The organism is Pseudomonas sp. HTZ2 (genome assembly GCF_033173945.1).
Lineage (GTDB): Bacteria > Pseudomonadota > Gammaproteobacteria > Pseudomonadales > Pseudomonadaceae > Aquipseudomonas > Aquipseudomonas guariconensis.
Window position 1 is genome coordinate 4206001 of sequence record NZ_CP137332.1, and the last position, 25413, is coordinate 4231413.

General features: G+C 64.6%; 22 protein-coding genes. 6 read left to right on the forward strand and 16 right to left on the reverse strand.

All coding sequences use genetic code 11. The annotated features are described in order from the left end of the window. The first annotated feature begins 61 nt into the window (after positions 1 to 61). Together R6G97_RS19470 and R6G97_RS19475 are read left to right on the forward strand one after the other, a co-directional pair. A complete protein-coding gene (locus tag R6G97_RS19470) occupies positions 62 to 1669 on the forward strand; it encodes a dermonecrotic toxin domain-containing protein (RefSeq protein WP_317847382.1) in 1608 nt (535 codons plus the stop codon). Further along, positions 1581 to 2276, forward strand: a complete 696-nt coding sequence (locus R6G97_RS19475) for an NEL-type E3 ubiquitin ligase domain-containing protein (protein ID WP_317848169.1) — start codon at positions 1581 to 1583, stop codon at positions 2274 to 2276. The genes R6G97_RS19470 and R6G97_RS19475 overlap by 89 nt, the downstream gene beginning before the upstream one ends. Here the strand turns inward: R6G97_RS19475 and R6G97_RS19480 are convergent. The 3 genes from R6G97_RS19480 to R6G97_RS19490 are packed head-to-tail and all read right to left on the reverse strand — an operon-like array spanning position 2273 to position 4917. Next, positions 2273 to 2857, reverse strand: a complete 585-nt coding sequence (locus R6G97_RS19480; protein ID WP_090342144.1) for a TetR/AcrR family transcriptional regulator — start codon at positions 2855 to 2857, stop codon at positions 2273 to 2275. The two genes, R6G97_RS19475 and R6G97_RS19480, sit on opposite strands and share 4 nt — an antisense overlap. Positions 2858 to 2872: 15 nt before the next feature. Further along, positions 2873 to 3721, reverse strand: coding sequence for a 3-hydroxybutyryl-CoA dehydrogenase (locus tag R6G97_RS19485; protein WP_043214763.1), 849 nt, complete (start codon positions 3719 to 3721; stop codon positions 2873 to 2875). Positions 3722 to 3732: 11 nt separating this feature from the next. Next, positions 3733 to 4917, reverse strand: a complete 1185-nt coding sequence (locus R6G97_RS19490) for an acetyl-CoA C-acyltransferase family protein (RefSeq protein WP_043214765.1) — start codon at positions 4915 to 4917, stop codon at positions 3733 to 3735. A gap of 169 nt (positions 4918 to 5086) precedes the next feature. Between R6G97_RS19490 and R6G97_RS19495 the strand changes: the two genes are divergently transcribed. After that, positions 5087 to 6103, forward strand: coding sequence for an AraC family transcriptional regulator (locus tag R6G97_RS19495; RefSeq protein ID WP_317847383.1), 1017 nt, complete (start codon positions 5087 to 5089; stop codon positions 6101 to 6103). Between the two features lie 6 nt (positions 6104 to 6109). On the opposite strand, the gene R6G97_RS19500 is transcribed toward R6G97_RS19495, so the two are convergent. Then, entirely contained in the window at positions 6110 to 7639 is a 1530-nt protein-coding gene (locus R6G97_RS19500) for a catalase (protein WP_317847384.1), read from the reverse strand. Positions 7640 to 7747: 108 nt separating this feature from the next. Continuing rightward, positions 7748 to 8185, reverse strand: a complete 438-nt coding sequence (locus R6G97_RS19505; protein WP_070575245.1) for a carboxymuconolactone decarboxylase family protein — start codon at positions 8183 to 8185, stop codon at positions 7748 to 7750. 226 nt (positions 8186 to 8411) lie between these two features. On the opposite strand from R6G97_RS19505, the gene R6G97_RS19510 reads away from it, so the two are divergent. Together R6G97_RS19510 and R6G97_RS19515 are read left to right on the forward strand one after the other, a co-directional pair. Next, positions 8412 to 8870 (forward strand): nucleoside deaminase, encoded by a 459-nt coding sequence (locus R6G97_RS19510; protein WP_102082309.1) that lies wholly within the window; start codon positions 8412 to 8414, stop codon positions 8868 to 8870. After that, complete coding sequence (locus R6G97_RS19515; protein WP_090342155.1) at positions 8867 to 10063, forward strand: cyanate transporter; 1197 nt, start codon at positions 8867 to 8869, stop codon at positions 10061 to 10063. Before R6G97_RS19510 ends, R6G97_RS19515 begins: the two co-directional genes overlap by 4 nt. On the opposite strand, the gene pdxR is transcribed toward R6G97_RS19515, so the two are convergent. The 9 genes from pdxR to R6G97_RS19560 form a co-directional block, all read right to left on the reverse strand. Then, positions 10056 to 11489, reverse strand: coding sequence for a MocR-like pyridoxine biosynthesis transcription factor PdxR (pdxR, locus tag R6G97_RS19520; protein WP_043214775.1), 1434 nt, complete (start codon positions 11487 to 11489; stop codon positions 10056 to 10058). The genes R6G97_RS19515 and pdxR overlap by 8 nt on opposite strands. 149 nt (positions 11490 to 11638) lie before the next feature. Beyond that, complete coding sequence (gene glcF, locus R6G97_RS19525) at positions 11639 to 12862, reverse strand: glycolate oxidase subunit GlcF (protein ID WP_182941020.1); 1224 nt, start codon at positions 12860 to 12862, stop codon at positions 11639 to 11641. Between the two features lie 7 nt (positions 12863 to 12869). Continuing rightward, the gene (gene glcE, locus R6G97_RS19530; RefSeq protein ID WP_317847385.1) at positions 12870 to 13922 is read right to left on the reverse strand and encodes a glycolate oxidase subunit GlcE; all 1053 of its coding nucleotides are present in this window, start codon (positions 13920 to 13922) and stop codon (positions 12870 to 12872) included. Further along, complete coding sequence (gene glcD / locus R6G97_RS19535; RefSeq protein ID WP_317847386.1) at positions 13922 to 15421, reverse strand: glycolate oxidase subunit GlcD; 1500 nt, start codon at positions 15419 to 15421, stop codon at positions 13922 to 13924. Before glcD ends, glcE begins: the two co-directional genes overlap by 1 nt. A 112-nt stretch (positions 15422 to 15533) precedes the next feature. Further along, positions 15534 to 16508 (reverse strand): PDR/VanB family oxidoreductase, encoded by a 975-nt coding sequence (locus tag R6G97_RS19540; protein ID WP_317847387.1) that lies wholly within the window; start codon positions 16506 to 16508, stop codon positions 15534 to 15536. Between the two features lie 62 nt (positions 16509 to 16570). Beyond that, the gene (locus R6G97_RS19545) at positions 16571 to 18019 is read right to left on the reverse strand and encodes an NAD-dependent succinate-semialdehyde dehydrogenase (protein ID WP_317847388.1); all 1449 of its coding nucleotides are present in this window, start codon (positions 18017 to 18019) and stop codon (positions 16571 to 16573) included. 48 nt (positions 18020 to 18067) lie between these two features. Next, on the reverse strand, positions 18068 to 19186 hold the full coding sequence (locus R6G97_RS19550; RefSeq protein WP_043212675.1) for an aromatic ring-hydroxylating oxygenase subunit alpha: 1119 nt from the start codon (positions 19184 to 19186) through the stop codon (positions 18068 to 18070). Positions 19187 to 19339: 153 nt separating this feature from the next. Then, on the reverse strand, positions 19340 to 20938 hold the full coding sequence (locus R6G97_RS19555) for a BCCT family transporter (RefSeq protein WP_043212678.1): 1599 nt from the start codon (positions 20936 to 20938) through the stop codon (positions 19340 to 19342). A 253-nt stretch (positions 20939 to 21191) separates the two neighbouring features. Then, a complete protein-coding gene (locus R6G97_RS19560) occupies positions 21192 to 22283 on the reverse strand; it encodes a tartrate dehydrogenase (RefSeq protein WP_043212680.1) in 1092 nt (363 codons plus the stop codon). A gap of 99 nt (positions 22284 to 22382) precedes the next feature. Here R6G97_RS19560 and R6G97_RS19565 point away from each other — a divergent pair, with 99 nt between their 5' ends. Then, entirely contained in the window at positions 22383 to 23294 is a 912-nt protein-coding gene (locus R6G97_RS19565; RefSeq protein ID WP_043212682.1) for a LysR substrate-binding domain-containing protein, read from the forward strand. A gap of 136 nt (positions 23295 to 23430) precedes the next feature. Here R6G97_RS19565 and R6G97_RS19570 read toward each other — a convergent pair whose 3' ends face one another. Together R6G97_RS19570 and R6G97_RS19575 are read right to left on the reverse strand one after the other, a co-directional pair. Further along, positions 23431 to 24579: an ABC transporter ATP-binding protein gene (locus tag R6G97_RS19570; protein WP_070575279.1), complete on the reverse strand. Its 1149-nt coding sequence runs from the start codon at positions 24577 to 24579 to the stop codon at positions 23431 to 23433. Between the two features lie 19 nt (positions 24580 to 24598). Next, positions 24599 to 25408, reverse strand: a complete 810-nt coding sequence (locus R6G97_RS19575; protein WP_043212685.1) for an ABC transporter permease — start codon at positions 25406 to 25408, stop codon at positions 24599 to 24601. Between the last annotated feature and the right edge of the window lie 5 nt (positions 25409 to 25413).

A 25413-nucleotide genomic window follows, 5' to 3' on the forward strand; every position in this document is an offset into this window, starting at 1 on the left:
GTGTACCTGTACCGTCCTCTCTAGCCTCACCGCTTCGTTTATCGGTGAGGGAATTCGCGGTATGGGAAACGTCAGTGACAACGCGCAATCGACGGCCATGGACATGATGGCCATTGCGCAGCAGTTCCAGGATCAACTGATTGCCAGGCGCCTGCCTGATTGGATGGGCAAGGTTCGGGTTTCTGATTTCACGCTCCTGCGGGAGGCGTTGGTCAACGGCCTGCAGAGTCGTCGGCAATTGGCCAAGTGTTGGAGCAAGATTGAAAGCCTCGACAGCTTCTGCATCACGCGCCTGAACACCGCGCTGCAAGAGAAATTCAACGCCGGTCTGGATGCAAAGCAGCACTTCCTGCGCCAGTGGTACACCTACACGAGCCCCGAGCACAGTTACTACACCAGCCATTACCCGACGCCGGCGAGCGACTACTTCGACGTGTCGTTGCTCAGCGCAGCAATGTCCAATTTCAGCAAGGCTCAGGCTGCCGAGGGCGGGCAGCATGCGCGTAACACGCTGGTCGATGGGCCGGGGGCCGCGCTCACGACACCCTCGGTGCCGGCATTCGCCACGTTCTGCCGTGACCTGGACTTGGGGGGACAGTACCAGAGCCATCTTGAAGCAGTGCTTGAGGCCAAAGAGCTCAAAGACATGCAGAGCTGCAAAGCCTTGCTCAAGGCGCAATACCGCTCAAACCTGCTGGTGGACGCCTTCAAGGCCCATGCCGAGGGTGTACTCAGGGACGCCGAACTCGAACTGATCATCGGCTTGTATACCGACGGCAAGCTCGGGCGGCTCGAAGGCGCACCGGTGGTCGCCAAGCAGCTCAAGGCATTCAACTGTCACCTTCAGCAGATCGTGGTGTTGGACGTGATCGACGAAGGCTTGCTGCTCAACAGCAGCAAGCGGGTGCTGGTGTATATCCCAGGGGACCGACTAGGTGCCTGGTGCGTCGCCAAGAACCTGGAAGGCTTCGCCAGGAAGATTCTGGGCAAGCGCCTGCGCAAGGACGATTACCGGCAGTTCTTCGAGCGGTTCGTCCTTCAGCGCGACCGCGCCGGATTCTTTGCCGCTGTCCAACAGCGGGTGGGCGATGTGGCGGACTGGGCCACGCGGGAGTTGGACCAGCACATGAAGGTCTACCCGACGCCCTTGTTCGACCATTTGGCGACGATGCGCATCCAGCAAATCAAGGACGACGCGGCCGTGTTCGCCACACCTGTTGCGCGCATCGATGGCGATGTCGCGTTGGCCAAGAGCGAGCGTCGGCATGCGCAAGGGATGGCCCTGTTGGCGCTCGCAGGGCTGTTCATCCCGGCGATCGGCGCGGCGTTGTTGGCGGTGATGGCCTGGGAGCTGCTCAGCGAGGTATTCCAGTCGGTCAAGGACTGGCGGGAGGGGGACACCAATGCGGCTCTGGACCATTTGGTGAACGTAGGCAAGGACGTGGCCCTGCTGGGGGCCACGGCTGTCGGAGTGGCGGCGGCGCGAACGCTGTGGACGCGCAGTGTCCTGGTGGACGGGCTGGTACCTGCGATGCTTGGTGCAGTCCAAGGATTTTGCGATAGACCAAACCGCACGCGACCTGGCCGATCGAATCTTCTCCCTGCTCGGTGCTATGGAGGAAGACGAAGCGCTGAGCGAGCATTTGTTGGCACTGGCTCAAGAACCTAACTGTGGTGATAACGCCCTGTTGCGTTTCGTCGACCTGGAAAACAGAAAGCTGGCGTGGGACGCCGAGCATGATGAATACGAAGTCGATCCAGAACCAGGGCTGCTGCGCTTGGGGGGGCAGCTTTGGCGGCAAAACGCGTTGGAGGAGTATGCCAGGCGTTTTGCCGCAGGCATGCGTGGCCCTGTGGATGAGGTCGAAGTGGTGCTCGCATTTCGGGTTCGCTTGTACAAGGACCTGCAGTTGCCGGGCCATCCCAGTCAAATACGTTTCGAAGACGTGGTGGGCGACATTGACGAAGGCGTCGAGAACGCCCGCGAAACCATTTTGAGAAGCCAGGACGAGGACACGCTTTCATTGTGGATGGTCAACCAGTCCTTCTGGAACAAGTACCTTGAGCACGCCTATGGGTCCAGACTCAAGCTGCCACGAGAATACCGCAAGAAAGAGCAGGAGTTGTCCAGTCGCGGTGGGACCCGGCAGGAGTTCGATGCGCTTCAGGCGCAGGTGAAACAATGGCGGCTCAATCAACGCCTGGCATTGACCAAGGCGGCAATGCGCCGATTGGTGTCTGATTGGCACCTCTCGACTCCAGGCCAGCTGGTCTAGCCCAGCGTACGTTCCAGCGCGCCGAGCAGCAGGCTCTGCATCAAGGCCAGGCCTTGGTCGCTGTCCAGCTCACGCCCGCGCAGCAGTCCGGGCAGTTGGTTGAGCAGTGTGGCCAGCACATGCCCGGTGGCCGCCAAGGCCTGGCCTTGCAGCCGGGCCTGTGGCGCGATCAGGTGCAGCAAGCCTTTCTCGTAGCGGGCCCGCGTACTGGCCAGGCGGGCTTGCTGGTCTTCGCTCAAACAGCAGAAATCGCGCTCGGCCAGACGAAACTGCAGGGGGCGCTCCTCGTGCAATTGCCAATGTGCGGCAATCAAACAAGGCAGCACCGCCTGGCCGCGAGCGAGGGCGCGCCGGCCCTGGTCGAGTGTTGCCTGCAGCTCTTCATAGAGCTCCTCGATCAAGTCGAACAAAAGGTCCTGCTTGCTGGGGAAATGGTGATACAGCGAGCCTGCGGTCAAGCCCACATGGGCCGCCAGCTCGCGCATGCTGACCTGGCCAAAGCCTTTTTCGGCAAAGAGCGCCATGGCCTTGTCGCGGCGCTCTTCGAAGCTCGCACAGCGTAGGGCGGCAGTGACTGGCATGGCGCTCGCTCCCGATCAGTAGGTGAAGAAACCGCGACCGCTCTTACGGCCCAGGTAGCCGGCGGCGACCATTTCCTTGAGCAGCGGGGCAGGGCGGTACTTGCTGTCGTTGAAGCCCTCGTGGAAGGCCTCCATGATCGCCAGCAAGGTGTCCAGGCCGATCAGGTCGGCCAGGGCCAGCGGGCCGATCGGCTGATTGCAGCCCAGACGCATGCCGGTGTCGATGTCCTCGGCACTGGCCAGGCCCTCCTGGCGGACGAAGATCGCCTCGTTGATCATCGGCACCAGGATGCGGTTGACCACGAAGCCCGGGCGGTTGCCGGCGGTGATCGGCGTCTTGCCCAGTTTTTCGGTGACCACCAGGGCCTGGGCATAGGTACTGTCGCTGGTTTGCAGGCCGCGGATGATCTCCACCAGGGCCATCATCGGCACTGGGTTGAAGAAGTGCACGCCAATGAAGCGCTCAGGGTGCTCGATGCTGGCCGCCAGCGCAGTGACCGACAGCGACGAGGTGTTGGTGGCGATCAGGCAGTCGCTGGCGACGTTGGCCGCCACCTGCTTGAGGATGCGTTGCTTGAGCTCCAGGTTCTCGGTGGCCGCTTCGATCACCAGTTGCGCGCTGCCCAAGTCGGCATAGTCGGTGCTGGTGCGGATGCGCGTCTTGGCCGCCTCGGCCTTGTCGGCTTCCAGTGTGCCTTTGTTGACCTGACGCTCCAGGTTCTTGCCCAGGGTGGCCACGCCACGCTCCAGTGCCGCCTGCGAGACGTCGATCAGCAGGACCTGGTAACCGGCCACCGCGCACACCTGGGCAATACCGTTGCCCATGGTGCCGGCGCCGATCACGGCGATGTGTTGAATGCTCACGTTCAGGCTCCTCAGACGCGCTCGAAGACAACGGCGATGCCTTGGCCGCCGCCGATGCACATGGTGGCCAGCGCATAGCGGCCCTGGGTGCGTTGCAGTTCATGAATGGCCTTGGTGGCGATGATCGCTCCGGTGGCACCGACTGGGTGGCCGAGGGAGATGCCCGAACCATTGGGGTTGACCTTCTCTGGATCGAAGTCCAGCGCGCGGGCCACGGCGCAGGCCTGGGCGGCGAAGGCTTCGTTGGACTCGATTACGTCCAGATCCTTGATGCTCAGGCCGGCTTTTTCCAGGACTTTGCGTGTGGCCGGGATCGGGCCCAGGCCCATCAGCTCCGGCTCGACGCCAGCGTGGGCGTAGGCCACCAGGCGTGCCAGAGGCTTCAGGCCCAGGCGGCGAACCGCATCGCCGGTGGCCAGGACCAGGCCGGCTGCACCGTCGTTGATGCCACTGGCGTTGCCGGCGGTGACGCTGCCGTCTTTCTTGAACACCGGCTTCATGCCTGCCAGTTGCTCGGCGGTCACTTCGCCACGCACGTGCTCGTCGGTGGCGAACTGCACGCTGCCTTTGCGGGTTTTCAGCTCGATCGGGACGATCTGGCTGTCGAAGCGACCTTCGGCGATGGCGCGGGCGGCGCGGCGCTGACTGGTCAGGGCCAGTTCATCCTGCATTTCGCGCGTGATGCCATGCTGGGCGGCGACGTTCTCGGCGGTGATGCCCATGTGGAAGTGCTCGAAGGGATCTTGCAGCACGCCGACGGTGTAGTCGATGCCCTGCAGGTCACCCATGCGCGCGCCCCAACGGGCTTGCGGCAGCAGGTAGGGGCCACGGCTCATGGATTCGGCGCCAGCGGCCAGGGCCACATCGGTGTCACCCAGCAGCAGGGTCTGGGCGGCCGAGACGATGGCTTGCAGGCCAGAGCCGCACAGACGATTGACGTTGAAGGCTGGGGTTTCCTTGGGCACGCCCGCGTTCATCGAGGCGACGCGGCTCAGGTAGGCATCGCGCGGCTCGGTCGGGATCACGGTACCCATGACCACATGGCCGACATCGCTGGCGGCGACGCCCGAGCGCTCGATGGCGGCGCGGGTGATGGCGCTGGCCAGGTCTGCCAGTGGCAGGTCCTTGAGAGACCCACCGAAACCACCGATGGCCGAACGGACTGCACTGACGACGTAGATTTCTGCGTTGCTCATGGAAGGCTCCGATTGCGAAGGCATGGCGGGACCGGCACAGGCTCTGCGAGAATGGCCGGTGTTCCCGGAATGGGTCGAGTCTAGGCAACCGCTCAGGCTTGGCCTATGCCGGATCTGTTCAGTAAACCTGGCATTTTTTGCCACCCAGCATAGACAGTGAAAACCAGCCATGCGCGATAGCGATTCGGTCGCGGTGTACTTTCTCAACGCCATGCTCCATGCCTTGCGCGAGCGCCCCGCCGAGCGCGATGCCTACCTGCGCGGCGTGGGGATCGACCCGGCACTGCTCGAGCAGCCCCAGGCCAGGGTGCCGGCCAAGGCGTTCGCCCAACTCTGGCTGCAGATGATCCATGTGCTGGACGATGAGTTCTTCCACCTCGACAGCCATGGCATGCCCTTGGGCAGCTTCGCCCTGATCTGCCGGGGGCTGATCCAGGAGCCCACCCTGGAAAAGGCCTTGCGCCAATACCTGGGCAATTTCGCGCTGTTCCTGCGCGATGTGCGCGGTACGTTTTCGGTGCGCGGCGGGCGGGTGGTGATCAGCGTGCAATCGAGCATCACCGATCCGTTGACGCGGGTCTATGCCGAGGAGACCTACCTGGTGCTGGTGGTCGGATTGCTGTGCTGGCTGGCCGGGCGGCGCATCGCGATCGACCGCACCGAACTGGCCGTGGCGCGCCCGGCCCAAGAGGACGACACCTTGTTGTGGGGCCCGGACCTGCGGCTGGGCAGTGGGCGTACGGAAGTGGAGTTCGACAGCGCCTACCTGCGCTTGCCGGTGGTGCAGGACCTGGCGGCGCTCAAGACCTTCCTGCGCAGTGCGCCCCAGGGGCTGGTGATTCGCTTTCGCAATCAGAACGGCCTGGCAGCGGTGGTCTATCGCCATCTGCGTGTCCGGCGCTACGGCCAATGGCCGACCCTCCAGGCCATGGCCGAGCAGCAGGGCATCAGCGCCAGCACCTTTCGCCGGCAGCTGGAGCGCGAAGGGCGCTCCTACCAGCAGATCAAGGATGAAGTGCGCCGTGCCATGGCGTTCGAACGTTTGCGCGAAGGTGTACTGAGCATCGCCGAAATCGCCGAGCAGACCGGCTTCCAGGAGCCCAGCGCCTTCCACCGCGCTTTCAAGAAATGGACCGGTTACAGTCCCGGCAGCTATCGGGCGCGATTGGCCGATCGCACCCGCTAGGCGTTGTCAGTCGCGCAGCTCCCGTGCCAGTGCCTTGACCCGGGTGAGGTCACCCTTGGCGACCTTGGCAACGCGCTTGCCATAGTCGGGGTCGGCCTTGTAGAGGAACGACAGGATGATGTGCTTGCTGTCGTCATCGGCCCCCGCCAGGGACTGGCCAAAACTGTTCACCAGGTCGCGCTGCTCCTGCTTGCTGTAGGACCGGTACAGCTCACCGGCCTGCTTGAAGTTCTGCTCCCGTGTGATGCCGCGTTGCTGGGTGCTACCAGCCAGGGGTAGCTGGCTGTAGCGCGCCGACACGGTGCTGGTGCGCGGCTGCAGGCGGCTGGGCTCGTAGTTGACCATGCTGCGGGTGCGACCGTTGTCGAGGGCAGCGTCCTGGTTGCCGTTGTTCACCGCCGCCCGTGGCTGGTTGATCGGCAAGCGGCCGGCATTGGCGCCGACCCGGTACATCTGGGTGTCGGCGTAGGAGAACAGGCGTCCTTGCAGCAGGCGATCCTCGGAAGGCTCGATGCCCGGGATCAGGTTGGATGGGGCCAGCGTCACCTGTTCGGTTTCCTGGAAGAAGTTGTTTACGTTGCGGTTGAGCACCATCTGGCCGACACGGCGCTGCGGTACATCAGGCCAGATCTTGGTCGGGTCCAGCGGATCGAAGTCGAAGGCCGCCAGCTGCTCGGGCTTGAGCGTCTGGATGTACAGGTCCCATTTGGGGAACTCGCCACGGCCAATGGCAGCGACGAGGTCGTGGGTCATGTGGTTGAAGTCCTGGCCCTGGATACGCTCGACTTCCTTGGGCGCGAGGTTTTCGCGGCCTTGCAGGCTCTTCCAGTGGAACTTCACATAGGTTACGTCGCCCTGGGCATTGACGAACTTGTAGGCATATACGCTGTTGCCGTCCATGTGCCGGTAGCTCTTGGGGGTGCCCTCGTTGGAGTACAGCAAGGTGAGGGTGCGGGTGGCCTCGGGCATGTGCGAGAACAAGTCGAAGCGCCGGGCGTCGTTGGCCAGGTTGGTGCGTGGATCGGGTTTGAAGGCGTGGACCATGTCGGGGAACTTCATCGCATCGCGGATGAAGAAAGTCGGGAAGTTGTTGCCAACCAGGTCCCAGTTGCCGCTGCTGGTATAGAAACGGGTGGCGAAGCCGCGAGGGTCGCGCAGGGTTTCCGGTGAGTGCAGACCATGAACCACCGAGGAAAAGCGCACGAATACGGGCGTTTTCTCTCCCGGCGTGAACAGCCGGGCCTGGGTCAGCGTGGAGAGATCTTCGAACGCGGTGAACTCACCATGGGCACCCGTGCCACGGGCATGGACGACGCGTTCAGGAATACGTTCTCGGTCGAAACGTTGCAGCTTCTGGATGAGCTGCACGTCCTGAAGCAATACCGGGCCGTTGGCTCCGGCGGTCTGCGAATGCTGGTTGTCGCCAACCGGGGCGCCGTTGTCGCGTGTCAGGGGGGCGGCATGCAGGGTGGCGCTGGCAAGCAACGTCGCACCGAGCAGACGCCCGACGATGCGGGTGGGTCGGGTTGCGGGCATGGAAAGGTACCTGAGGGCTATTGATCGGGTGATCGATGCTAGGGGTACACATCCACGCTTTCAGTCGGTGCGAACGTTGTTTGTCGTGGCTGTTTTCAGGGCAGGGTGTCAGGCCGGGACCATGGCAAAGCCTACGCCGAAGCGGTTCCAGGCATTGATGGTGGCGATGGCCAGGGTCAGGTTGGCGACTTCGGCGGGCTCGAAGTGTTCCAGCAGGGCTTCGTACTCCGGCTGCGGCGCGCCGCGCTCGGGCAGGCGGGTGAGGCATTCCAGCCAGGCCAGGGCGGCCCGTTCGCGTGGGGTGAAATAGCGTGTTTCCTGCCAGGCGCAGAGGGTCTGCAGGCGAGCCTCGGTCTCGCCAGCCTTGCGCGCATCGTTGGCGTGCATGTTGACGCAATAGGCGCAGCCGTTGATCTGCGAGGCGCGCAGGCGGACCAGTTCGAGCAGGGAGTTTTCCAGGCCGCTGTTGGCGAGGGCTTGCTCCAGGCCGATCATGGCTTTGTAGGCTTGCGGGGCGTGCTTGGCCCATTCGATACGTTCGTGCATGGCGGACTCCGGTGTAAGGGGATCACGTTTGCCGGCGCTGGGGCAGCGCCTGGCCTTGGTCATACGTTAGCGCTAGGGCACGAACGGCCCGATAGCCAATCCTGCGCTTTGCCAGGAGGCCAATGGGCTATTCAGGGGGCCACTGACCTGCATCCAATCTCTTCATTTTTGCTGGCGCCGCTCAGCCGCGATAATGAACCCGTCTTGCACCGAGAGATTTCCTACGATGTCCGATGAACGTTTCATGCGCGAAGCCCTCGACCTGGCCCGCGCCAATATCCAGGCCGGCGGCCGGCCATTCGGCGCCGTGCTGGTGTATCAGGGGAAAGTGCTGGCGCGTGCCGTCAATGAAATCCACAGCACCCAGGACCCGACCACCCACGCGGAAATGCAGGCGATCCGCAAAGCGGCCCAAGCCCTGGGGCAGGCGCGTCTGGACGGCGCCGAGATCTACGCCAGTGGTCATCCATGCCCGATGTGCCTGGCTGCCATGCACCTGTGCGGCATCGAGCGCGCCTGGTTCGCCTACGACAACGACGAGGGCGAGCCCTATGGGCTGTCCACCGCGGCGGTGTATGCCCAGATGGCTCGTCCACCCCAGCAGCAGAGCCTGCCTCTGCGGCCGCTCAAACCCGCCGGTGAGGCCGACCTGTACCTTCAATGGAAGCAGGCGCACCAGGGATGAGTGGCGCACTGAACCTACTGCTGGTGCTGTTGCTGGCACTGAACCTGCGGCCGATCCTCACCAGTATCGGTCCGTTGCTCGAACCCATGCGCGCAAGCACCGGCCTGGGCTACCAGCAGGCTGCGCTGCTGACGGCTTTGCCGGTGCTGTGCATGGGCCTGATCCCATTGCTGCAACCCTGGCTGCGCCGCTGGTTGAGCGAGCATGGCGGCATGCTCATGGGCCTTGCGGCAATTGCCCTGGCGTGCCTGTGGCGCTTGCAACTGGACAGCGCCTGGGCGCTGATTGCCAGTGCCGTGCTGGCCGGGCTCGGCGTGGCCGTTGTCCAAGGGATGATGCCTGGGCTGGTCAATCGCTGGTTCCCCACGCGCCTGGCGACCACCATGGGCCTGTACTCGGCGGCGTTGATGAGCGGCGGTGGTTTGGCGGCCGTGCTTGGCCCGTCCATCAGTGCCGCGACCGGGCGCTGGCAGGTCGGCCTGGGCGTCTGGGCGCTCCCGGCGGTGCTGGCAGTATTGGCCTGGCTGGCGCTGCGACCACGGCACAACACGCCGAAACTCGCCGGTGGCGGGGGCGGGCATTGGTTCGGCAACCGCCGGGCTTGGCTGCTGGCCAGCTACTTCGGACTGATCAATGGCGGCTACACCAGCATGGTGGCGTGGTTGCCGGCCTACCACATCGAGCACGGCGGTACCGCGCAGGGGGGTGGTGAGCTGGTTGGTTTGATGACGATCTTCCAGGTCACCGGCGCCTTGGGGCTGCCGCTGTTGCTGCGCAGCCTGGCGGACCGTCGCCCGGGCCTGTGGCTGGCGCTGTCTATCCAGTTGGGGGGCTTTCTTGGCCTGCTGCTGGCGCCGACCTTGGCCATGGGTGTGTGGGTGGCGATGATCGGCCTAGGCCTGGGCGCGTGCTTCAGCCTGAGCCTGACCCTGACCCTGGAACATTTGCGCAAAGACCCTGCTCAAGCCGGGAGCCTGGCCGCGTTCGTGCAGGGCATCGGGTTCATCATCACCGGGATCATTCCCTACCTGACGGGCTGGTTGCGCGATATAAGCGGCGATTTCCAGGCTTCCTGGACCTTGCTCACCATCACCGTGGTGGCGATGCTGCTGGTCACGGCGCGCTTCGCCCCGCACGGCTATGTCGCCGCCATCGCTCGCCCCGGTCAGCCGGCCCAGGCAGCGGTCAGCTGAGGCCTTGCAGGGTATCGCGCACGCGGTCCAGCGCGGTGTCGATATCCAGCAATTCGATGGCCCCGAAGCCCAGCAACAGCCCAGGACGCACCGGGGCCTCGCTGTAGAACGGGGCCAGCGAATACAGGCCGACCTCTACCTTGCGCGCCAGGCTCACCAGCAAATCCACATCGACCTCGGGGCTGGCCAGGGCGCTCAAGTGAAAGCCGGCGTTGGCCGGGACGGCCGTCAGCCAGGGCGCCAAGTCGCTGCTCAGACGGGCCAGGATTCGCTCCCGGCGGGCGCTGTATACCTCATGACAGCGGCGGATATGCTTGTTCAGGTGACCTTCGCTGATGAACCGCGCCAGCGCCCATTGCTGCACGCTCGGGCTGTGCCAGTCGGTCAGGTGTTTGGCCACGCACGCCGCGCGTAGCACGCTCGCAGGCAGCACGGCGTAGCCCAGGCGCAACTCGGACAGCAAGGTCTTGGAAAAGGTGCCCACGTAGGCCACCAGCCCATGGCGGTCCAGGCGCTGCAAGGCATCGCTGCCCGGCCCCTGGTAGCGGAACTCGCAGTCGTAGTCGTCCTCGATGATCAATGCCCCCAATTCGGCGGCCCGCGCCAGCAGGGCGGTGCGCCGGCGTTCGCTCATCGGCATGCCGAGGGGGAACTGATGGGACGGTGTCACGTAGATCAGCCGCGTGCCGTCGGCGATCTGTTCGACGCACAGCCCTTCGTCATCCACCGGCACCGACTGCAGGTGCGCGCCCAGCGCCAGGAACAGCTGGCGCGCCGGTGGATAGCCGGGGTCTTCCATGGCCACTTGGCAGCCGGGTTCGATCAGCACCCGGGCGATCAGGTCCAGCGCTTGCTGGGCACCGTTGCACACCATCACGTCGGCCGCGCTGCAATGCACGCCACGGGCGAAGGCGATGTGGTGGGCGATGGCTTCGCGCAGTTCCGGCAGGCCTTGGGCGTCGAACTGGCGTTGGGTGTGACGCTGGCTGCGGCGCAGGGCGTACTGCAGGCAACTGCGCCACTGATCGAACGGGAACTGCGCCTTGCTCGATGCGCCACCGACGAAGTCGTAGCGCGATGGAGTCTGCAGAGCGGACTGGGAGAGCACCGTGGCCCGCTGCTGCCAGCGCGCCACGGACGCGGCGGCGGCCAGGGGAATGGCCTGGGCCTGGATGGCTTGCAAGGGGCGTTGCGGTGTCACGAAGGTGCCGCGACCGACCACGCCGCTGAGCAGGTTGTCGTAGGTCAGGCGCGAGTAGGCTTCGGCGACGGTCTTGCGGGACACGCCCAGTTGTTCGGCGAGCAGGCGAGTGGGGGGCAGTTGGGTGCCGGCGGCCAGGTGACCGCTGTCGATGCTGGCACGCAGTTGCTGATAGAGCTGGTCGGCCAGGCCTTTGCGGCCTTGCAAGCGGATGTGCAGTTCCATGGGGTTGTCCGGGGGGTGAGAGGGCAAGCTTCGGGGTTTGTGGGGCTGGCTGCAAGGGCGCGGGCTGCAGGGCAGCCCTTCGCGGGTAAAGCCGCTCCAGCAGAGGGCAGCGCCAACCTTGTGGGCGCTACCCGCGAAGTGGCGGTCGGCTAGGTGTCTGTCAGGGCAGCGTCGACGATCTCGATCCAATGGCGCACCGGTGTGCGTCCGGCGCTGTCCAGGTGCGCCTGGCAACCGATGTTGGCGGTGGCGATGAGCTGAGGGTTGCCGCTTTCCAGCGCCGTGAGGCGATCGTCCCGCAGGCGACGCGACAGCGCAGGTTGGGTCAGCGAGTAGGTGCCGGCCGAGCCGCAGCACAGGTGGCTGTCCGGCACGGGAGTAAGGGTAAAGCCCAGGCGTGACAGCAACTGCTCCACCGCACCGCCGAGCTTGAGGGCGTGCTGCAGGGTGCAGGGGCAGTGGAAGGCCAGACGCTGCTCGGCACACAGGCCTAGTCGCTCGACGGGCTCGGCCTGCAGCACCTCTACCAGGTCTCGGGCCAGGGCGCTGACCCGGGCGGCCTTGGCGGCGTAGCGCGGATCGTTTGCCAGCAAGTGTCCGTAGTCGCGCACGAAGGCACCGCAACCACTGGCGGTCTGCACGATGGATTGGGCGCCGGCCTCGATGGCAGGCCACCAGGCATCGATATTGCGCCGCGCCCTGGCCAGGCCGTGCTCCTGGGCGTTGAGGTGGTAGTCGACCGCGCCACAACAGCCTGCTGCGGCCACCGGTTCCACACTGATCCCCAGGCGGTCCAGCACGCGTGCGGCCGCGGCATTGGTGTTGGGCGACAGGGCCGGCTGCACGCACCCTTCGAGCAGCAACACGCGACGGGCATGGTGGGGGGCCGGGCGTTGGCCGGGAGCTGCGATCCGTGCGGGCAGCTTGGCTTTGAGCACGCCGGGCAACAGCGGGCGCAGGGCCTGGCCTGTACGGGTCAGGGCCTTGAACAGCACAGGATGCGGCACCACGGCGCGCAAGCCCTGGCGCAACAGGCGCTCACCCAGCGGGCGCGGGACCTGTCGTTCGACCACGGGGCGGCCGATGTCCAGCAGGTCGTGGTAGTTGACACCCGATGGACAGGTGGTCTCGCAATTGCGGCAGCTCAGGCAGCGGTCCAGGTGCAACTGGGTGCTGGCGCTGGCCGGCGCGCCTTCGAGCACCTGCTTGATCAGGTAGATGCGTCCGCGCGGGCCATCGAGTTCATCACCGAGCAGTTGATAGGTGGGGCAGGTGGCGGTGCAAAAGCCGCAATGCACGCAACTGCGCAAAATGCGTTCGGCCTCTTCGCCGCGTGGCAGGGCCTTGGCGGCCTCGCTCAGGTTGGTTTGCATGGCAGCCTCACAGGTCTGGGTACAGGCGACCAGGGTTGAAGATGCCCTGGGGATCGAGTTGTTGCTTGAGCGTGCGGTGGTAACGCATCAGTGCGGCAGGCAGCGGCGGCATGCTGTCATCGCCCGGCGTGTACGCCGTGGCATGGCCGCCGACCTGGGCCAGTTGCGCACGTAGCTGCGCCGGCGTGGCCGAAGACTTCAACCAGCGCTGGGCACCGCCCCAGTCGACCAATTGCCTGCCGGGCAACGCGAGTGGGCCCGTGGCGGTCGGTACCGAGAGTCGCCACAGCGGCGCCGGGTCGTCGAAAAAGGCCAGGCGCTGTTCGCGCAAGTCCTCCCAGAAGCGGCTTTCGAGCGCCTCACCCCCCAGCCGCTGGCGGGCCGACAACACCGAACCTTCTCCGCCTTCCAGGCGCAGGTAGAGCGCTTGGCCGTCGTGGCAGGCGGCGCTGATCGGCAGCGGTTGCTGACCCCATTCGGCCAGTGCGTGCAATGCTTGGTGAGTGTTCATCTCCAGGCGAAGGCTCGCGCATTGACGGGGTCGTGGCAGCACTTTCAGCGACACCTCGGTGAGCAGGCCCAGGCAGCCGAAACTGGCGACCATCAGTCGTGAGACATCGTAACCGGCGACGTTCTTCATCACCTCGCCGCCAAAACGCAGCAGCTTGCCGTGGCCGGTGATCACACGCGTGCCGAGCACGTAGTCGCGCACCGCCCCGGCCCAGGGCCGGCGTGGCCCGGACAACCCTGCGGCGACCATGCCCCCGAGGCTGGCATCCGGGCCCAGGTAGGGCGGCTCGCAGGGCAGCATCTGGCCGGCTTCGTGCAGCACTGCTTCGATCTCGCGCAGGGGCGTGCCGGCGCGGGCGGTGAGCACCAGTTCGGTCGGATCGTAGCGCACGATGCCGCGGTGGCTTCGGGTATCGAGGATTTCGCCAGTCACAGGGCAGCCCAGCATGGCTTTGCTGTTGCTGCCCTGGATGCGCAGAGGGGTGTCCATGGCCAGGGCTTGGTTGACTTGCTCGAGCAGGTCCTGGCTCATGTCGCGGTCCGCATTCATCAGAAACGCTCCAGGTCAGGGAAGGGCAGTTGGCCCTGGTGTACGTGCAGGGCGCCGAACTCGGCGCAGCGGTGCAGGGTGGGGATGTTCTTGCCGGGGTTGAGCAGGCCTTTGGGATCGAACGCGGCCTTGACCGCATGGAACAGGGTGATTTCGTCGGCGTTGAACTGGGCGCACATCTGGTTGATCTTTTCACGCCCGACGCCATGCTCGCCGGTGATGCTGCCACCGACCGCCACGCACAGCTCCAGGATCTTGCCGCCGATGGCTTCGGCGCGCTCCAGTTCGCCGGGCAGGTTGGCGTCGAACAGGATCAGCGGGTGCATGTTGCCATCGCCGGCGTGGAACACGTTGGCCACCCGCAGCCCGTATTCCCGGGACAGCTCGGCGATGCCCCTGAGTACCCCAGGCAGTTCACGGCGGGGTATGGTGCCGTCCATGCAGTAGTAGTCCGGCGAAATGCGCCCCACCGCGGGAAAGGCGTTCTTGCGCCCAGCCCAGAAACGCACGCGTTCGGCCTCGTCGCAGGCCAGGCGTACCTCGCTGGCACCGGCCTGGCGCAGCACGGCGGCGACGCGCTCGCAGTCGTCCTGCACGTCCGATTCCACACCGTCCAGCTCGCACAGCAGGATCGCCGCCGCCTCCACCGGGTAACCGGCGTGGATGAAGTCTTCGGCGGCGCGGATGGCCAGGTTGTCCATCATCTCCAGGCCGCCCGGGATGATGCCGGCGGCGATGATATCGGCGACCGCGCCGCCGGCCTTCTCGACGCTGTCGAAGCTGGCCAGCAGCACCCGCGCGACCTGGGGCTTGGGCAGGAGCTTGACGGTGACTTCGGTGACGATGCCAAGCATGCCTTCGGAGCCGGTGAACAGCGCCAGCAGGTCGAAGCCGGGGCTATCCAGGGCATCGCTGCCCAGGGTCAGGTGTTCGCCTTCGACAGTGAGGATGTCCACCTTGAGTAGGTTGTGCACGGTCAGGCCGTATTTGAGGCAATGCACGCCGCCGGCGTTTTCGGCGACGTTGCCGCCGATGGAGCAGGCGATCTGCGAGGAAGGGTCCGGCGCGTAATATAGGCCGTAAGGCGCTGCTGCCTGGGAGATCGCCAGGTTGCGCACGCCAGGCTGGACCCTGGCATAGCGCCCTTGTGGGTTGACCTCCAGGATGCGGTTGAAGCGCGCCATCACCAGCAGGATGCCCTGGGCCAGGGGCAGGGCGCCGCCGGAAAGGCCCGTGCCCGCGCCGCGCGCCACCACCGGTACGCCGCGTTGATGGCACAGGCGTAGCAGTGCCTGGACCTGGTCGAGGCGCTCGGGCAATGCCACCAGCAATGGCACGGTGCGGTAGGCCGAGAGGCCATCGCATTCGTAGGGTTTGAGGTCTTCGGCGTGGTGAAGGATCTGAAGATCCGGCAGGGCGTCGTGCAGGACTGCCAACAAGGCCGCCTTGTCCACGGTGGGCAGGGGGCCGTCCAGGTGTTCGTCGTAGAGAATACTCATGGCTCGGCTTCACGCCTCCGGTGGGAAGGCGGTTGAGCCGTGGGATGACAGCGGCATGGGCTTGGGTCTCTTGTTCTTGTCGTCAAGAGACCAGCCTAGACCACTGTGACTGTTACAGGTCGAGCACCAGGCGCGCGCTGCGGGCACGCGAGACGCAGAGCATCATGGTTTGCTGCGAGGCTTTTTCCTCGTCGCTCAGGTACTGGTCGAAATGCTCGGCTTCGCCCTCGAGGATCGCGGTTTCGCAGGTGCCGCACACGCCTTCGCGGCACAGGCACTCGACCTTGGCAGCCTTGGACCTCTCGATGGCCTGGAGGATGGTCATGCCTTCCTCGACCTGCAGCTCGGTCCCGGACTTGGCCAGCACCACGGTGAATGCAGCGCCGGCGGCGGGCGCTGCGGCGGCGAACTGCTCCCAGTGCACGCGCGAGGCATCGATGCCCGCAGCGGCGGCCGTGGCGATGACGGCGTCGATCAGCGGCTTGGGACCGCAGACATAGAGGTGCGCGTCGTCGGCCAAGCCCGCGCACAGGCCGGCCAGGTCCAGCTTGCGGTCCAGGCTGTCGATGTAGAAGCGGGTGCTTTGCGCATGCGGGCCGCTTTCCAGGTCACCCTGGAAGGCGCCGTGCTCCGGGGCGCGGAAGGCGTAGTGCAGCTCGTAGGGGGTATCGCTGCCTTCGAGTTCATGCAACTGGGCCAGGAACGGGGTAATACCGATGCCCCCTGCGATCAGCACGTGGCGGCCGGCCGTGGGGTCCAGGGCGAACAGGTTGTTGGGGGTGGAGATGGTCAGCTCGGTGCCCACCTGGACGTGATTGTGCATGAACGCCGAGCCGCCCTTGGACTGCTCTTCCAGGCGCACACCAATCTGGTAGCTGGACAGGTCACGCGGGTCACTCATCAGCGAGTAGGCATTGCTGAACTGGCTGCCACAGGCCGACTGCATCTGCACGATGACGTGACTGCCGCCGCTGAAGGCGGGCAGGCTGGCACCGTCTTCGCGGGCCAGGGTGAAGCGCTTGATCAGCGGCGTGGCCTGTTCCACGTCGGTGACACGCACCTTGAACATTTCGTATTGCTTGGCCATGGTTCACCTCGACTTGCTCATCACGCGGCAGGCCCTGCCGCGTGACACAGATACTGGCTCGCTCAGACGGCGAGGCACAGGTACTTGATTTCCAGATAATCCTCGATGCCGTACTTGGAGCCTTCGCGGCCCAGGCCCGATTGCTTGATGCCACCAAATGGCGCGACCTCGTTGGAGATCAGCCCGGTATTGATGCCGACCATGCCGTACTCCAGGCGCTCGGCCACGCGGAACACGCGGGCCAGGTCACGGCTGTAGAAGTACGCCGCCAGGCCATACTGGGTGGCGTTGGCCAGTTCGATCACTTCCTCGTCGGTGGTGAAGCGCACCAGCGCGGCCACCGGGCCGAAGATCTCTTCCTGCAGCAGCTCCATGCCCGGGGCGATGTCAGTGAGCACGGTTGGCTCGAAGAACTGCCCGCCCAGGGCGTGGGCCTTGCCGCCCAGCAGTACGCTGGCGCCTTTGCCGGTGGCGTCGTCGATCAGGCTGCGTACCTTGGCCACGGCCTTGTCGCTGATCAGTGGGCCAATCTGCGTGCCTTCGGTGTCGCCAGGGCCGACCGCCAGGGCGCGCACGCGCTCGACGAAGCGTTGGGCGAAGCGCTCATAGACGCTGTCGTGCACATAGAAGCGGTTGACGCACACGCAGGTTTGCCCGGCGTTGCGGTACTTGGCGATCAGTGCGCCTTCGACGGCCGCCTCGATGTCGGCGTCATCGAAGACGATGAACGGGGCGTTGCCACCGAGTTCCAGGCTGACCTTCTTGATGGTTTCGGCGCACTGGCCCATGAGCAGGCGACCCACCGGGGTGGAGCCGGTGAAGCTGAGCTTGCGCACGCTCGGGTGGCCGGTGAACTGGGCGCCGATGGCCGGGGCATCGCCGGTGACCACGCTGAACACCCCGGCAGGGATGCCAGCGCGCTCGGCCAGTTCCACCAGCGCCAGGGCGCTGAACGGGGTTTCGTTGGCCGGCTTGACCACGATGGTGCAGCCGGCGGCCAGCGCCGGGGCGACCTTGCGGGTGATCATCGCCGCCGGGAAGTTCCATGGGGTGATCGCGGTGCACACGCCGATGCCTTGCTTGATCACCAGCAGGCGTTTGTCATTGGCCGGGCTCGGGATCACATCGCCGTAGACGCGCTTGCCTTCCTCGGCGAACCACTCGACGAAGGAGGCGGCGTAGCGGATCTCGCCCAGGGCTTCGTGCAGGGGTTTGCCCTGTTCGCGGGTCATCAGTCGGGCCAGGTCCTGCTCATGTTCGAGCAGCAGTTCGAACCAACGGCGCAAAATGCTCGCCCGCTCTTTGGCGGTACGCCCGCGCCAGTCGGCCAGGGCCGCTTCGGCGGCTTCGATGGCGCGCACGGCTTCGGCGCTGCCCATCAGTGGCACATGGCCGAGCAGCTCGCCGCTGGCCGGATCATTGACCGCCAGGGTCTGGCCGCTGTCGGCGTCGCACCAGCGCCCGTCGATGTAGGCTTGCTGGCGCAGCAGTGTGGTGTCTTGAAGTTTCACGCAAGGCTCTCCGAAGGCCGCCGACCCGCAAGCCGGCGGCCGGGCGCATCAGTCCAGGTGGGCGACGGCGATCAGGTTGTGGAAATGGGCGATGCCATGCTCGCTCACGCCGCTGCGCTGCTGGTCGACCATGATCCGGCCCTGGCCACGGTAGCCACGGGATTTCAGGCCTTTCTGCACGCTTTCGACCAGGCGCAGGTCTTCTGGGCGGAAGACTTCGCGGTACCAGTCGATCAGCTTGAGCTGCTCTTCGGTCAGGTCCTTGTTCAGGAAGTAGATGTCGTAGTGCTGCAGGGTGGTTTCGGCATCGACCGGGAACTCATAGATCACGGTCATGAAGTTGGCGCCTGGCGGCACGTTGAACATGGTGCACGGCCAGGCCCAGAAACCGGCGAACGATGGGTCCTTGACGGATTCGTCGAACTTGAACGACTGCTCGGAGGGCTTGGCCAGGCCGTACTGCAGGGTCCAGTTGCCGTGCAGGCTGTGGTTGTACTGGCCGACGTCCACGGAGTCGGAGAAACCTGGGTGGGCCGGGGCGCAGTGGTAGCACTCCAGGTAGTTGTCGACGATCGACTTCCAGTTGGCCGGGGTGTCGCTGACAAAACGCGCGGCCAGGTGCAGGTCGTCGATCACGGCGCAGGCTTCGCGCATGCGCTTTTGCAGACCCGGCAACTGGTCTTCGACGCTGCCGGCCTCCATGTCCATGTTGATGAAGATGAAACCTGCGTACTCTTCGACGCGTAGCTGCACCAGGGTGGAGTTTTCCTTGTCGAAGTTGACCACGTTCTCGCAGTTGCGGGCGTGGGCCAGCTCGCCGTCGAGCTTGAAGGTCCAGGCGTGATACGGGCAGGTGATGACGTTCTTGGCCTTGCCGCTGCCTTCGAGCAGTTGGTGGCCACGGTGCGGGCAGACGTTGTAGAAGGCACGCAGCACATCGTCGCGGCCACGCACGACGATGATGCTCTCGCCGATCACCTGGCGGGTGATGTAGGCGTTCTTTTCAGCGACTTCGCTGCGGTGACCGACGCAGATCCAGCTTTTGGCGAAGATCGCTTCTTTCTCGTGCTCGAACACGGCGGCCTGGGTGTAGAAGTTGGCCGGAAGGGTGAAGGCCTCTTCAGGGTTGGCGCAGAAATCGGCGGGCAGGCGTTTGAAATCGTTCATGGCTCTTTCTCGGTTTTTACTTATTGGTTAACGCGTATCTACTGGTTAACAGGTCGGGCAAAAAAATTTGGCCGGACGCTTTAGGGCTGCGGTGCAGCCATCGCAGGCTTCGCCAGCGCCTACAGGAGACTGGCGATGCCCTGGGTCATACGATCAATGCAGGGCAGCGGCGCTGCGCGGTACCTGGTGCTCCGGCTCTTCGCCGGCAAGGCGTGCGGCTTCTTCCTCGATACGGTAGGCCGGAACCTGGCCGTAGTCGGCGGCGAGCCATTTGAAGAAGCCGTAGATCTTCACCAGCAGGATCACCATGAAGGGGATCGCGGTGAGGACCACAGCGGTCTTCATGGTCGACAGCGAGGCCTTGGCGAACAGCATGGCCAGCGGCACCAGGGTCAGCACGATGCACCAGAACAGACGCAGGGTCGGGGTCGGGTCCTCGCCTTCGCGCAGGTTGCGGGTGCTGGTGGCGGCCACGGCGTAGGCCGCTGCATCCATGTGCGAGGCGCAGAACACCGCCATGATGAACAGGTACACCGCCAGGAACAGGGTGCCCCATGGCAGGGCCAGCAACAGGTCGGTCACTGCGGCTTCGCCACCGACGCTGCTCAACAGCTTTGGCACGTCGATCTGGCCGTTGATGAACTGGTGCATGCTGTAGCTTTCCAGGGCGCCGAAGAAGAACCAGCAACCGAAGCTGCCGCCCAGCAGCAGGGCGAACACCACTTCCTTGATCTGACGGCCGCGCGAGACACGGGCGACGAACATGGCAACGCCTGGGGCGTAGGACACCCACCACAACCAATAGAACACGGTCCAGTTGCGGGTGAAGGCGCCGTCACCGGCAGGGTCGGTGAACAGGCTCATGTGCACGTAGTGCTGGATCATCAGGCCGATGGCGTTGGCAGTGTTGTTGACGGTGAACTGGGTCGGACCGACCAGCAGCACGACCACGGCGAACAACAAGGCGCCGATGCACACCATCTTCGACAGGCGCTGCAGGCCACCGTCGATGCCGATGTAGGAGCTGAGCGAGAACAGCAGCGCTACCGCACCGATCACCATCAATTGCACGGTGAAGGTGTTGGGAGTGCCGGCTAGGTCCGACAGGCCGCGGGTCAGGGTCGAGGCGGTCAAGGCCAGGGAAACGGTCAGCGCGCCCATCATGGTCAGCAGGAAGATCAGGTCGACGGTGCGTCCCACAGGGCCGGTGGCCTTGAAGCCGGTCACCGCTTCGATGATCGAGGCCAGGTTCAAGCCGCTCTTCTTGCGCACGTGGAAGTGGTAGGCCATGGCCAGCGAGGCCAGGGCGTAGATCGACCAGGCGCTGATACCCCAGTGGAAGAACGAGTAGCTGACGCTGTACTCCAGAGCTTGGGCCGACATCGGGGCGATGTTAAGACCGGGGGTCTGGTAGTAGTAGGCCCATTCCATCACGCCCCAGTACAGGGTCGAGGAACCCATGCCGGCGCAGATGAACATGAAGACCCAGGTCGCGGTGGAGTATTCAGGTTTGCCAGCGCCCAGGCGGATGTTGCCGTACTTGCTGAAGGCAAGGTACAGAACGGCCAGGGAGCTGCCGAACACCAGCACCTGGACGCTGGTGCCGAAGGTACGGGTGGACAGTTCGAACAGGTGGTTGGCCATGCTTTCCGCTTGGGCGGGGTAGGCAGCAAGGCCGATGACAGTGAGCAGTACAGCGATCAGGCTCACGGTAATCAGGAACACATCAATCTTTTTATTGTTGTGGGACATCAATTGTCTCCTGGAGCGTTTGGAATGCTAAGCGCTTGGGAAGTCCATGTCAGATAGAGCTTTTTTCCTCGACTGTTAACCTAAAGTTTACGCATATCTTTTGGTTAACGAAGTGTGCATTGAAATGGGGCAAAACTGCAATAGGATCGTCAGACAATCTGATGGTTGGTGGCGTCTATTTCGCGGGTAAACCCGCTCCTCCAGGGTCGCGGGGCCTGGCGAGCGGGTTAATTTGCTAATGGACGCCGCCGAATCAGGCCCCCAGCAGTTCTGCGATGGCCTTGCCGACTTCCTGGGTCGAGCGGTTCCCGCCCATGTCGCGGGTGGTATCGCCGTTGGCGATGACCGTCTCGATGGCCTTGAGGATGTCGTCGTGGGCGGCCTGGTAGCGGGCGTCTTCACTGTCCTTGCCGAGGAATTCGAGCATCAGCGCGCCGGACCAGATCATGGCGATCGGGTTGGCGATGTTCTTGCCGTAGATGTCCGGCGCCGAGCCGTGTACCGGTTCGAACAGCGATGGGAACTTGCGCTCTGGGTTGAGGTTGGCCGACGGTGCGATACCGATGGTGCCCGCGCAGGCCGGGCCCAGATCCGAGAGGATGTCGCCGAACAGGTTGGACGCCACCACCACGTCGAAGCGTTCCGGCTGCAGCACGAAGCGGGCGCAGAGGATGTCGATGTGCTGTTTGTCCCAGCTGATCTCTGGGTAGTTGGCTGCCATGGCGGCGGTGCGCTCGTCCCAGTAAGGCATGCTCACGGCCATGCCGTTGGACTTGGTCGCGGAGGTGACGTGCTTGCGCTCGCGGGTCTGGGCCACGTCGAACGCGTACTTGAGGATGCGGTCCACACCACGGCGGGTGAACACCGACTCCTGCAGGACGAACTCGTTCTCGGTGTTCTCGAACATGCGACCGCCCAGGGAGGAGTATTCGCCTTCGGTGTTTTCGCGAATCACCACGAAGTCGATGTCACCCGGTTGCTTGTTGGCCAGCGGGCAGGGCACGCCAGGGAACAGGCGAACCGGACGGATGTTCACGTACTGGTCGAAGTCGCGGCGGAACTTGAGCAGCGAGCCCCACAGGGAAATGTGGTCCGGGACTTTGTCTGGCCAGCCGACCGCACCGAAGTACAGGGCGTCGAAGCCCTTGAGCTGTTCGAACCAGTCGTCGGGCATCATCTTGCCGTGAGCCAGGTAGTAGTCACAGCTGGCCCACTCGAAGAATTCGATCTCAAGGTTCAGGCCATGTTTGCGCGCGGCGGCTTCGACCACGCGGATGCCTTCGGGGAGGACTTCGTTGCCGATGCCGTCACCGGGGATGGCGGCGATTTTGAAAGTCTTGCTCATGGGGGCGCACTCGCTGTTCTGGGTAACGGATGCTGGCCATGCTATAAGGACGCTAACCGGAGATAATCTGGTGAATCATCAATTCTTGGTGCACGAATCGTGAATAATCTGCCTAACCTTGACGACCTGGATATCTTCCTGCAGGTGGCGCGCCGCGCCAGCTTCGCCGCCGTGGCCGACGAGCGCGGCATGTCGGCTGCCTTTGTCAGCAAGCGTATTCGTCTGCTTGAGGAGAATCTCGGTGTGCGGCTGCTGCACCGCACCACCCGGCGGGTGACGGTGAGCGAGGAGGGCGAGCGGGTGTACCAGTGGGCGCTGCAGATCTTCGAATCCCTGCAACGCATGGACGATGACCTCAACGCTGGCCAGCGCGAACCGGCCGGGCAGTTGCGTATCGCCAGCAGCCTGGGGCTGGGCCGACGCTTCGTGGCGCCTGCGCTGTCGGAGCTGGCGGCGCGCTACCCGAAGCTGGATATCCGCCTGGATGTGCATGACCGCCTGATCGACCTGATTGCCGAGGGGGTGGACCTGGACATTCGCGTGGGCAACGTCATTGCGCCGAACCTGATCGCCAAGCTCCTGGCGCGCAACCGTCGGGTGCTGTGCGCGGCACCTGGCTACCTGGCGCGCAGGGGCACGCCCAAAAGCCTGGCGGATCTGGCCAGCCATGACTGCCTGGTGATCAAGGAGCGTGACCACCCGTTTGGTGTATGGCACCTGGAGGGACCAGGCGGCGAGCAAAGCGTGCGGGTGACCGGCCCGTTGTCCAGCAACCATGGCGAGGTGGCGCACCAATGGTGCCTGGATGGGCGGGGCATCCTGTTGCGCTCATGGTGGGATGTGCACGACAACCTTGCCGACGGGCGACTGGTTCAGGTGCTGGAGGACTACCAGCAGGCGGCGGACATCTGGGCGGTGTACACCACGCCCCTGGCCGGGTCGGCCAAGGTGCGGGTGGCGGTGGAGTTCTTCCGGCAGTACTTCGCCGAGCGATATCAGCTGCCTGTGTGAGCCTTGATGTTCAGCGTTGTTGCGTTCGCGGGTAAACCCGCTCCCACAGGGACAGCGGTGTCATTGAGAGCACCGCAGAGCCTGTGGGAGCGGGTTTAGCCATGAAAGGGCCAGTACGCTCTGCGCCAGACCCTGCTCAATGCGCTCCGGCAGCTTTGCTCAGGTCACTCTCGGCCCATTCGGTGTAGATGCAGGCATCAGCCACTGCCCAGCGGACCTTCACGGTATCTCCGGGCTGCATCGGCATGCCGGCTGCCGACAGCGCCTTGACGGTCATTTCGGTGCCGCCGACAGTCACCACATGGCAGGTCTGGCTCTCGCCGAGGAACAACACTTCCCCTACCTTGGCGGTCACTTCGTTCCAGCCGGCGGGCAATGGCTCGCGGGCTGCCTGCTCGGCGCTCAAGGCCAGGGCTTTTTCCGGGCGCACCATGATCAGCGCATCCTGCCCGGCATTAAGGCCCGTGGTCAGGCGGATCGCCAAGGACTGCCCTTCGAACGCGGCCGCGCCATGGCTGCTGGCCTTGACCCGCAGGAAGTTGGAATTGCCCAAAAACGATGCTACGAAGGCATTCGGCGGGTTCTGGTACAGGTCATAACCCGTGCCCAGGCCGACGATCTTGCCGTGGCTGAAGATCGCGATGCGCTGGGACAGGCGCATGGCTTCTTCCTGGTCGTGGGTCACGTAGACGATGGTGATCCCCAGGCGGCGGTGCAACTGGCGCAGTTCGTCCTGCAGGTCTTCGCGCAGCTTCTTGTCCAGCGCGCCAAGGGGCTCGTCCATCAGCAGGATGCGCGGCTCGTACACCAGCGCCCGGGCAATGGCCACGCGTTGCTGCTGACCACCGGAGAGCTGGGCGGGGCGGCGGTGGGCGAACTTTTCCAGCTGCACCAGCTTGAGCATGGCGTCGACCCGCTTGGCGGTCTCGGCGGCGCTCTGCTTGCGGATCGCCAGGGGGAAGGCGATGTTGTCGCGCACCGACAGGTGCGGGAACAGCGAGTAGCGCTGGAACACCATGCCGATGTCACGCTTGTGCGGCGGCACTTTCACCAGCGATTGGCCGTCCACCAGGATTTCGCCACTGCTGGGGGTCTCGAAGCCTGCCAGCATGGACAGGGTGGTGGACTTGCCCGAGCCGCTGGAGCCGAGGAAGGTCAGGAACTCGCCGTCCTGGATCTCCAGGTTGATGTTGTCCACCGCGGCGAAGTCGCCGTAGTGCTTGTTCAGGTTGCGCAGGCTGACCAGGGTCTTGGCGGGCGCGGCATCTTTCATCACTGCACTCATTGTTGTTGTCTCCGGGCGCTCAGGCGCTGACTTCGTTGCGCCGGCGCAGGGCGGCGGCGATGACCATGACCAGGACCGACAGGCCGATCAGCAGCGTCGAGGCGACGGCGATCACTGGGGTCAGGTCCTGGCGCAGGGTGGTCCACATCTTCACGGGCAGGGTCTGCAGGGTTGGGCTGGCCATCATCACGCTGAGCACCACCTCGTCCCAAGAGACCAAAAAGGCGAACAGGCCACCGGCGATCATCCCTGGACGGATCGCCGGGAAGGTCACCTTGAAGATCGCCTGCAAGCGCGAGGCGCCGCAGATCACCGCGGCGTCCTCGATCGACTGGTCGAACAGCTTGAGCGAGTTGATGATCGAGATGATGGTGAAGGGCAGCGCGACGATGACGTGGCTGACCACGAAGGAGAACAGCGTGCCGGTGTAGCCGAGCTTGAGGAACAGCGCGTACACCGCCACGGCGATGATCACCAGCGGCACGATCATCGGCAGGGTGAACAGGCCATACAGCAGCTCGCGGCCTGGGAAGCGTCCGCGTACCAGGGCAAAGGCCGTGGGCAGGCCCAGCAGTACGGCGCAGATCGTGGTGAGCACGGCCACCTTGAGGCTGGCCAGGGCAGCGTCCATCCACTCGGGGTTGGAGAAGAACTGGCCGTACCACTTCAAGGTCCAGCCGGGTGGGGGGAACACCAGCCACTGGGACGAGCCGAACGACAGCAGCACGATGAACAGGATCGGCAGCAGCAGGAAGGCCGCGATCACCCCGGTGGTCAGGTACAGGCCCGTGCGCAGCGGCCGGCCCATGGCATTGGGAGTCAGGAGCATGGCGG

Coding starts and splice junctions, on each gene's coding strand:
- R6G97_RS19515 (WP_090342155.1), top strand. CDS start 8,867: ATGAGTGGCGCACTGAACCTACTGCTGGTGCTGTTGCTGGCACTGAAC.
- R6G97_RS19470 (WP_317847382.1), top strand. CDS start 62: ATGGGAAACGTCAGTGACAACGCGCAATCGACGGCCATGGACATGATG.
- R6G97_RS19480 (WP_090342144.1), bottom strand. CDS start 2,857: ATGCCAGTCACTGCCGCCCTACGCTGTGCGAGCTTCGAAGAGCGCCGC.
- R6G97_RS19510 (WP_102082309.1), top strand. CDS start 8,412: ATGTCCGATGAACGTTTCATGCGCGAAGCCCTCGACCTGGCCCGCGCC.
- R6G97_RS19500 (WP_317847384.1), bottom strand. CDS start 7,639: ATGCCCGCAACCCGACCCACCCGCATCGTCGGGCGTCTGCTCGGTGCG.
- glcD (WP_317847386.1), bottom strand. CDS start 15,421: ATGAGTATTCTCTACGACGAACACCTGGACGGCCCCCTGCCCACCGTG.
- R6G97_RS19555 (WP_043212678.1), bottom strand. CDS start 20,938: ATGTCCCACAACAATAAAAAGATTGATGTGTTCCTGATTACCGTGAGC.
- R6G97_RS19550 (WP_043212675.1), bottom strand. CDS start 19,186: ATGAACGATTTCAAACGCCTGCCCGCCGATTTCTGCGCCAACCCTGAA.
- pdxR (WP_043214775.1), bottom strand. CDS start 11,489: ATGGAACTGCACATCCGCTTGCAAGGCCGCAAAGGCCTGGCCGACCAG.
- glcE (WP_317847385.1), bottom strand. CDS start 13,922: ATGAATGCGGACCGCGACATGAGCCAGGACCTGCTCGAGCAAGTCAAC.
- R6G97_RS19490 (WP_043214765.1), bottom strand. CDS start 4,917: ATGAGCAACGCAGAAATCTACGTCGTCAGTGCAGTCCGTTCGGCCATC.
- glcF (WP_182941020.1), bottom strand. CDS start 12,862: ATGCAAACCAACCTGAGCGAGGCCGCCAAGGCCCTGCCACGCGGCGAA.
- R6G97_RS19495 (WP_317847383.1), top strand. CDS start 5,087: ATGCGCGATAGCGATTCGGTCGCGGTGTACTTTCTCAACGCCATGCTC.
- R6G97_RS19575 (WP_043212685.1), bottom strand. CDS start 25,408: ATGCTCCTGACTCCCAATGCCATGGGCCGGCCGCTGCGCACGGGCCTG.
- R6G97_RS19570 (WP_070575279.1), bottom strand. CDS start 24,579: ATGAGTGCAGTGATGAAAGATGCCGCGCCCGCCAAGACCCTGGTCAGC.
- R6G97_RS19560 (WP_043212680.1), bottom strand. CDS start 22,283: ATGAGCAAGACTTTCAAAATCGCCGCCATCCCCGGTGACGGCATCGGC.
- R6G97_RS19540 (WP_317847387.1), bottom strand. CDS start 16,508: ATGGCCAAGCAATACGAAATGTTCAAGGTGCGTGTCACCGACGTGGAA.
- R6G97_RS19505 (WP_070575245.1), bottom strand. CDS start 8,185: ATGCACGAACGTATCGAATGGGCCAAGCACGCCCCGCAAGCCTACAAA.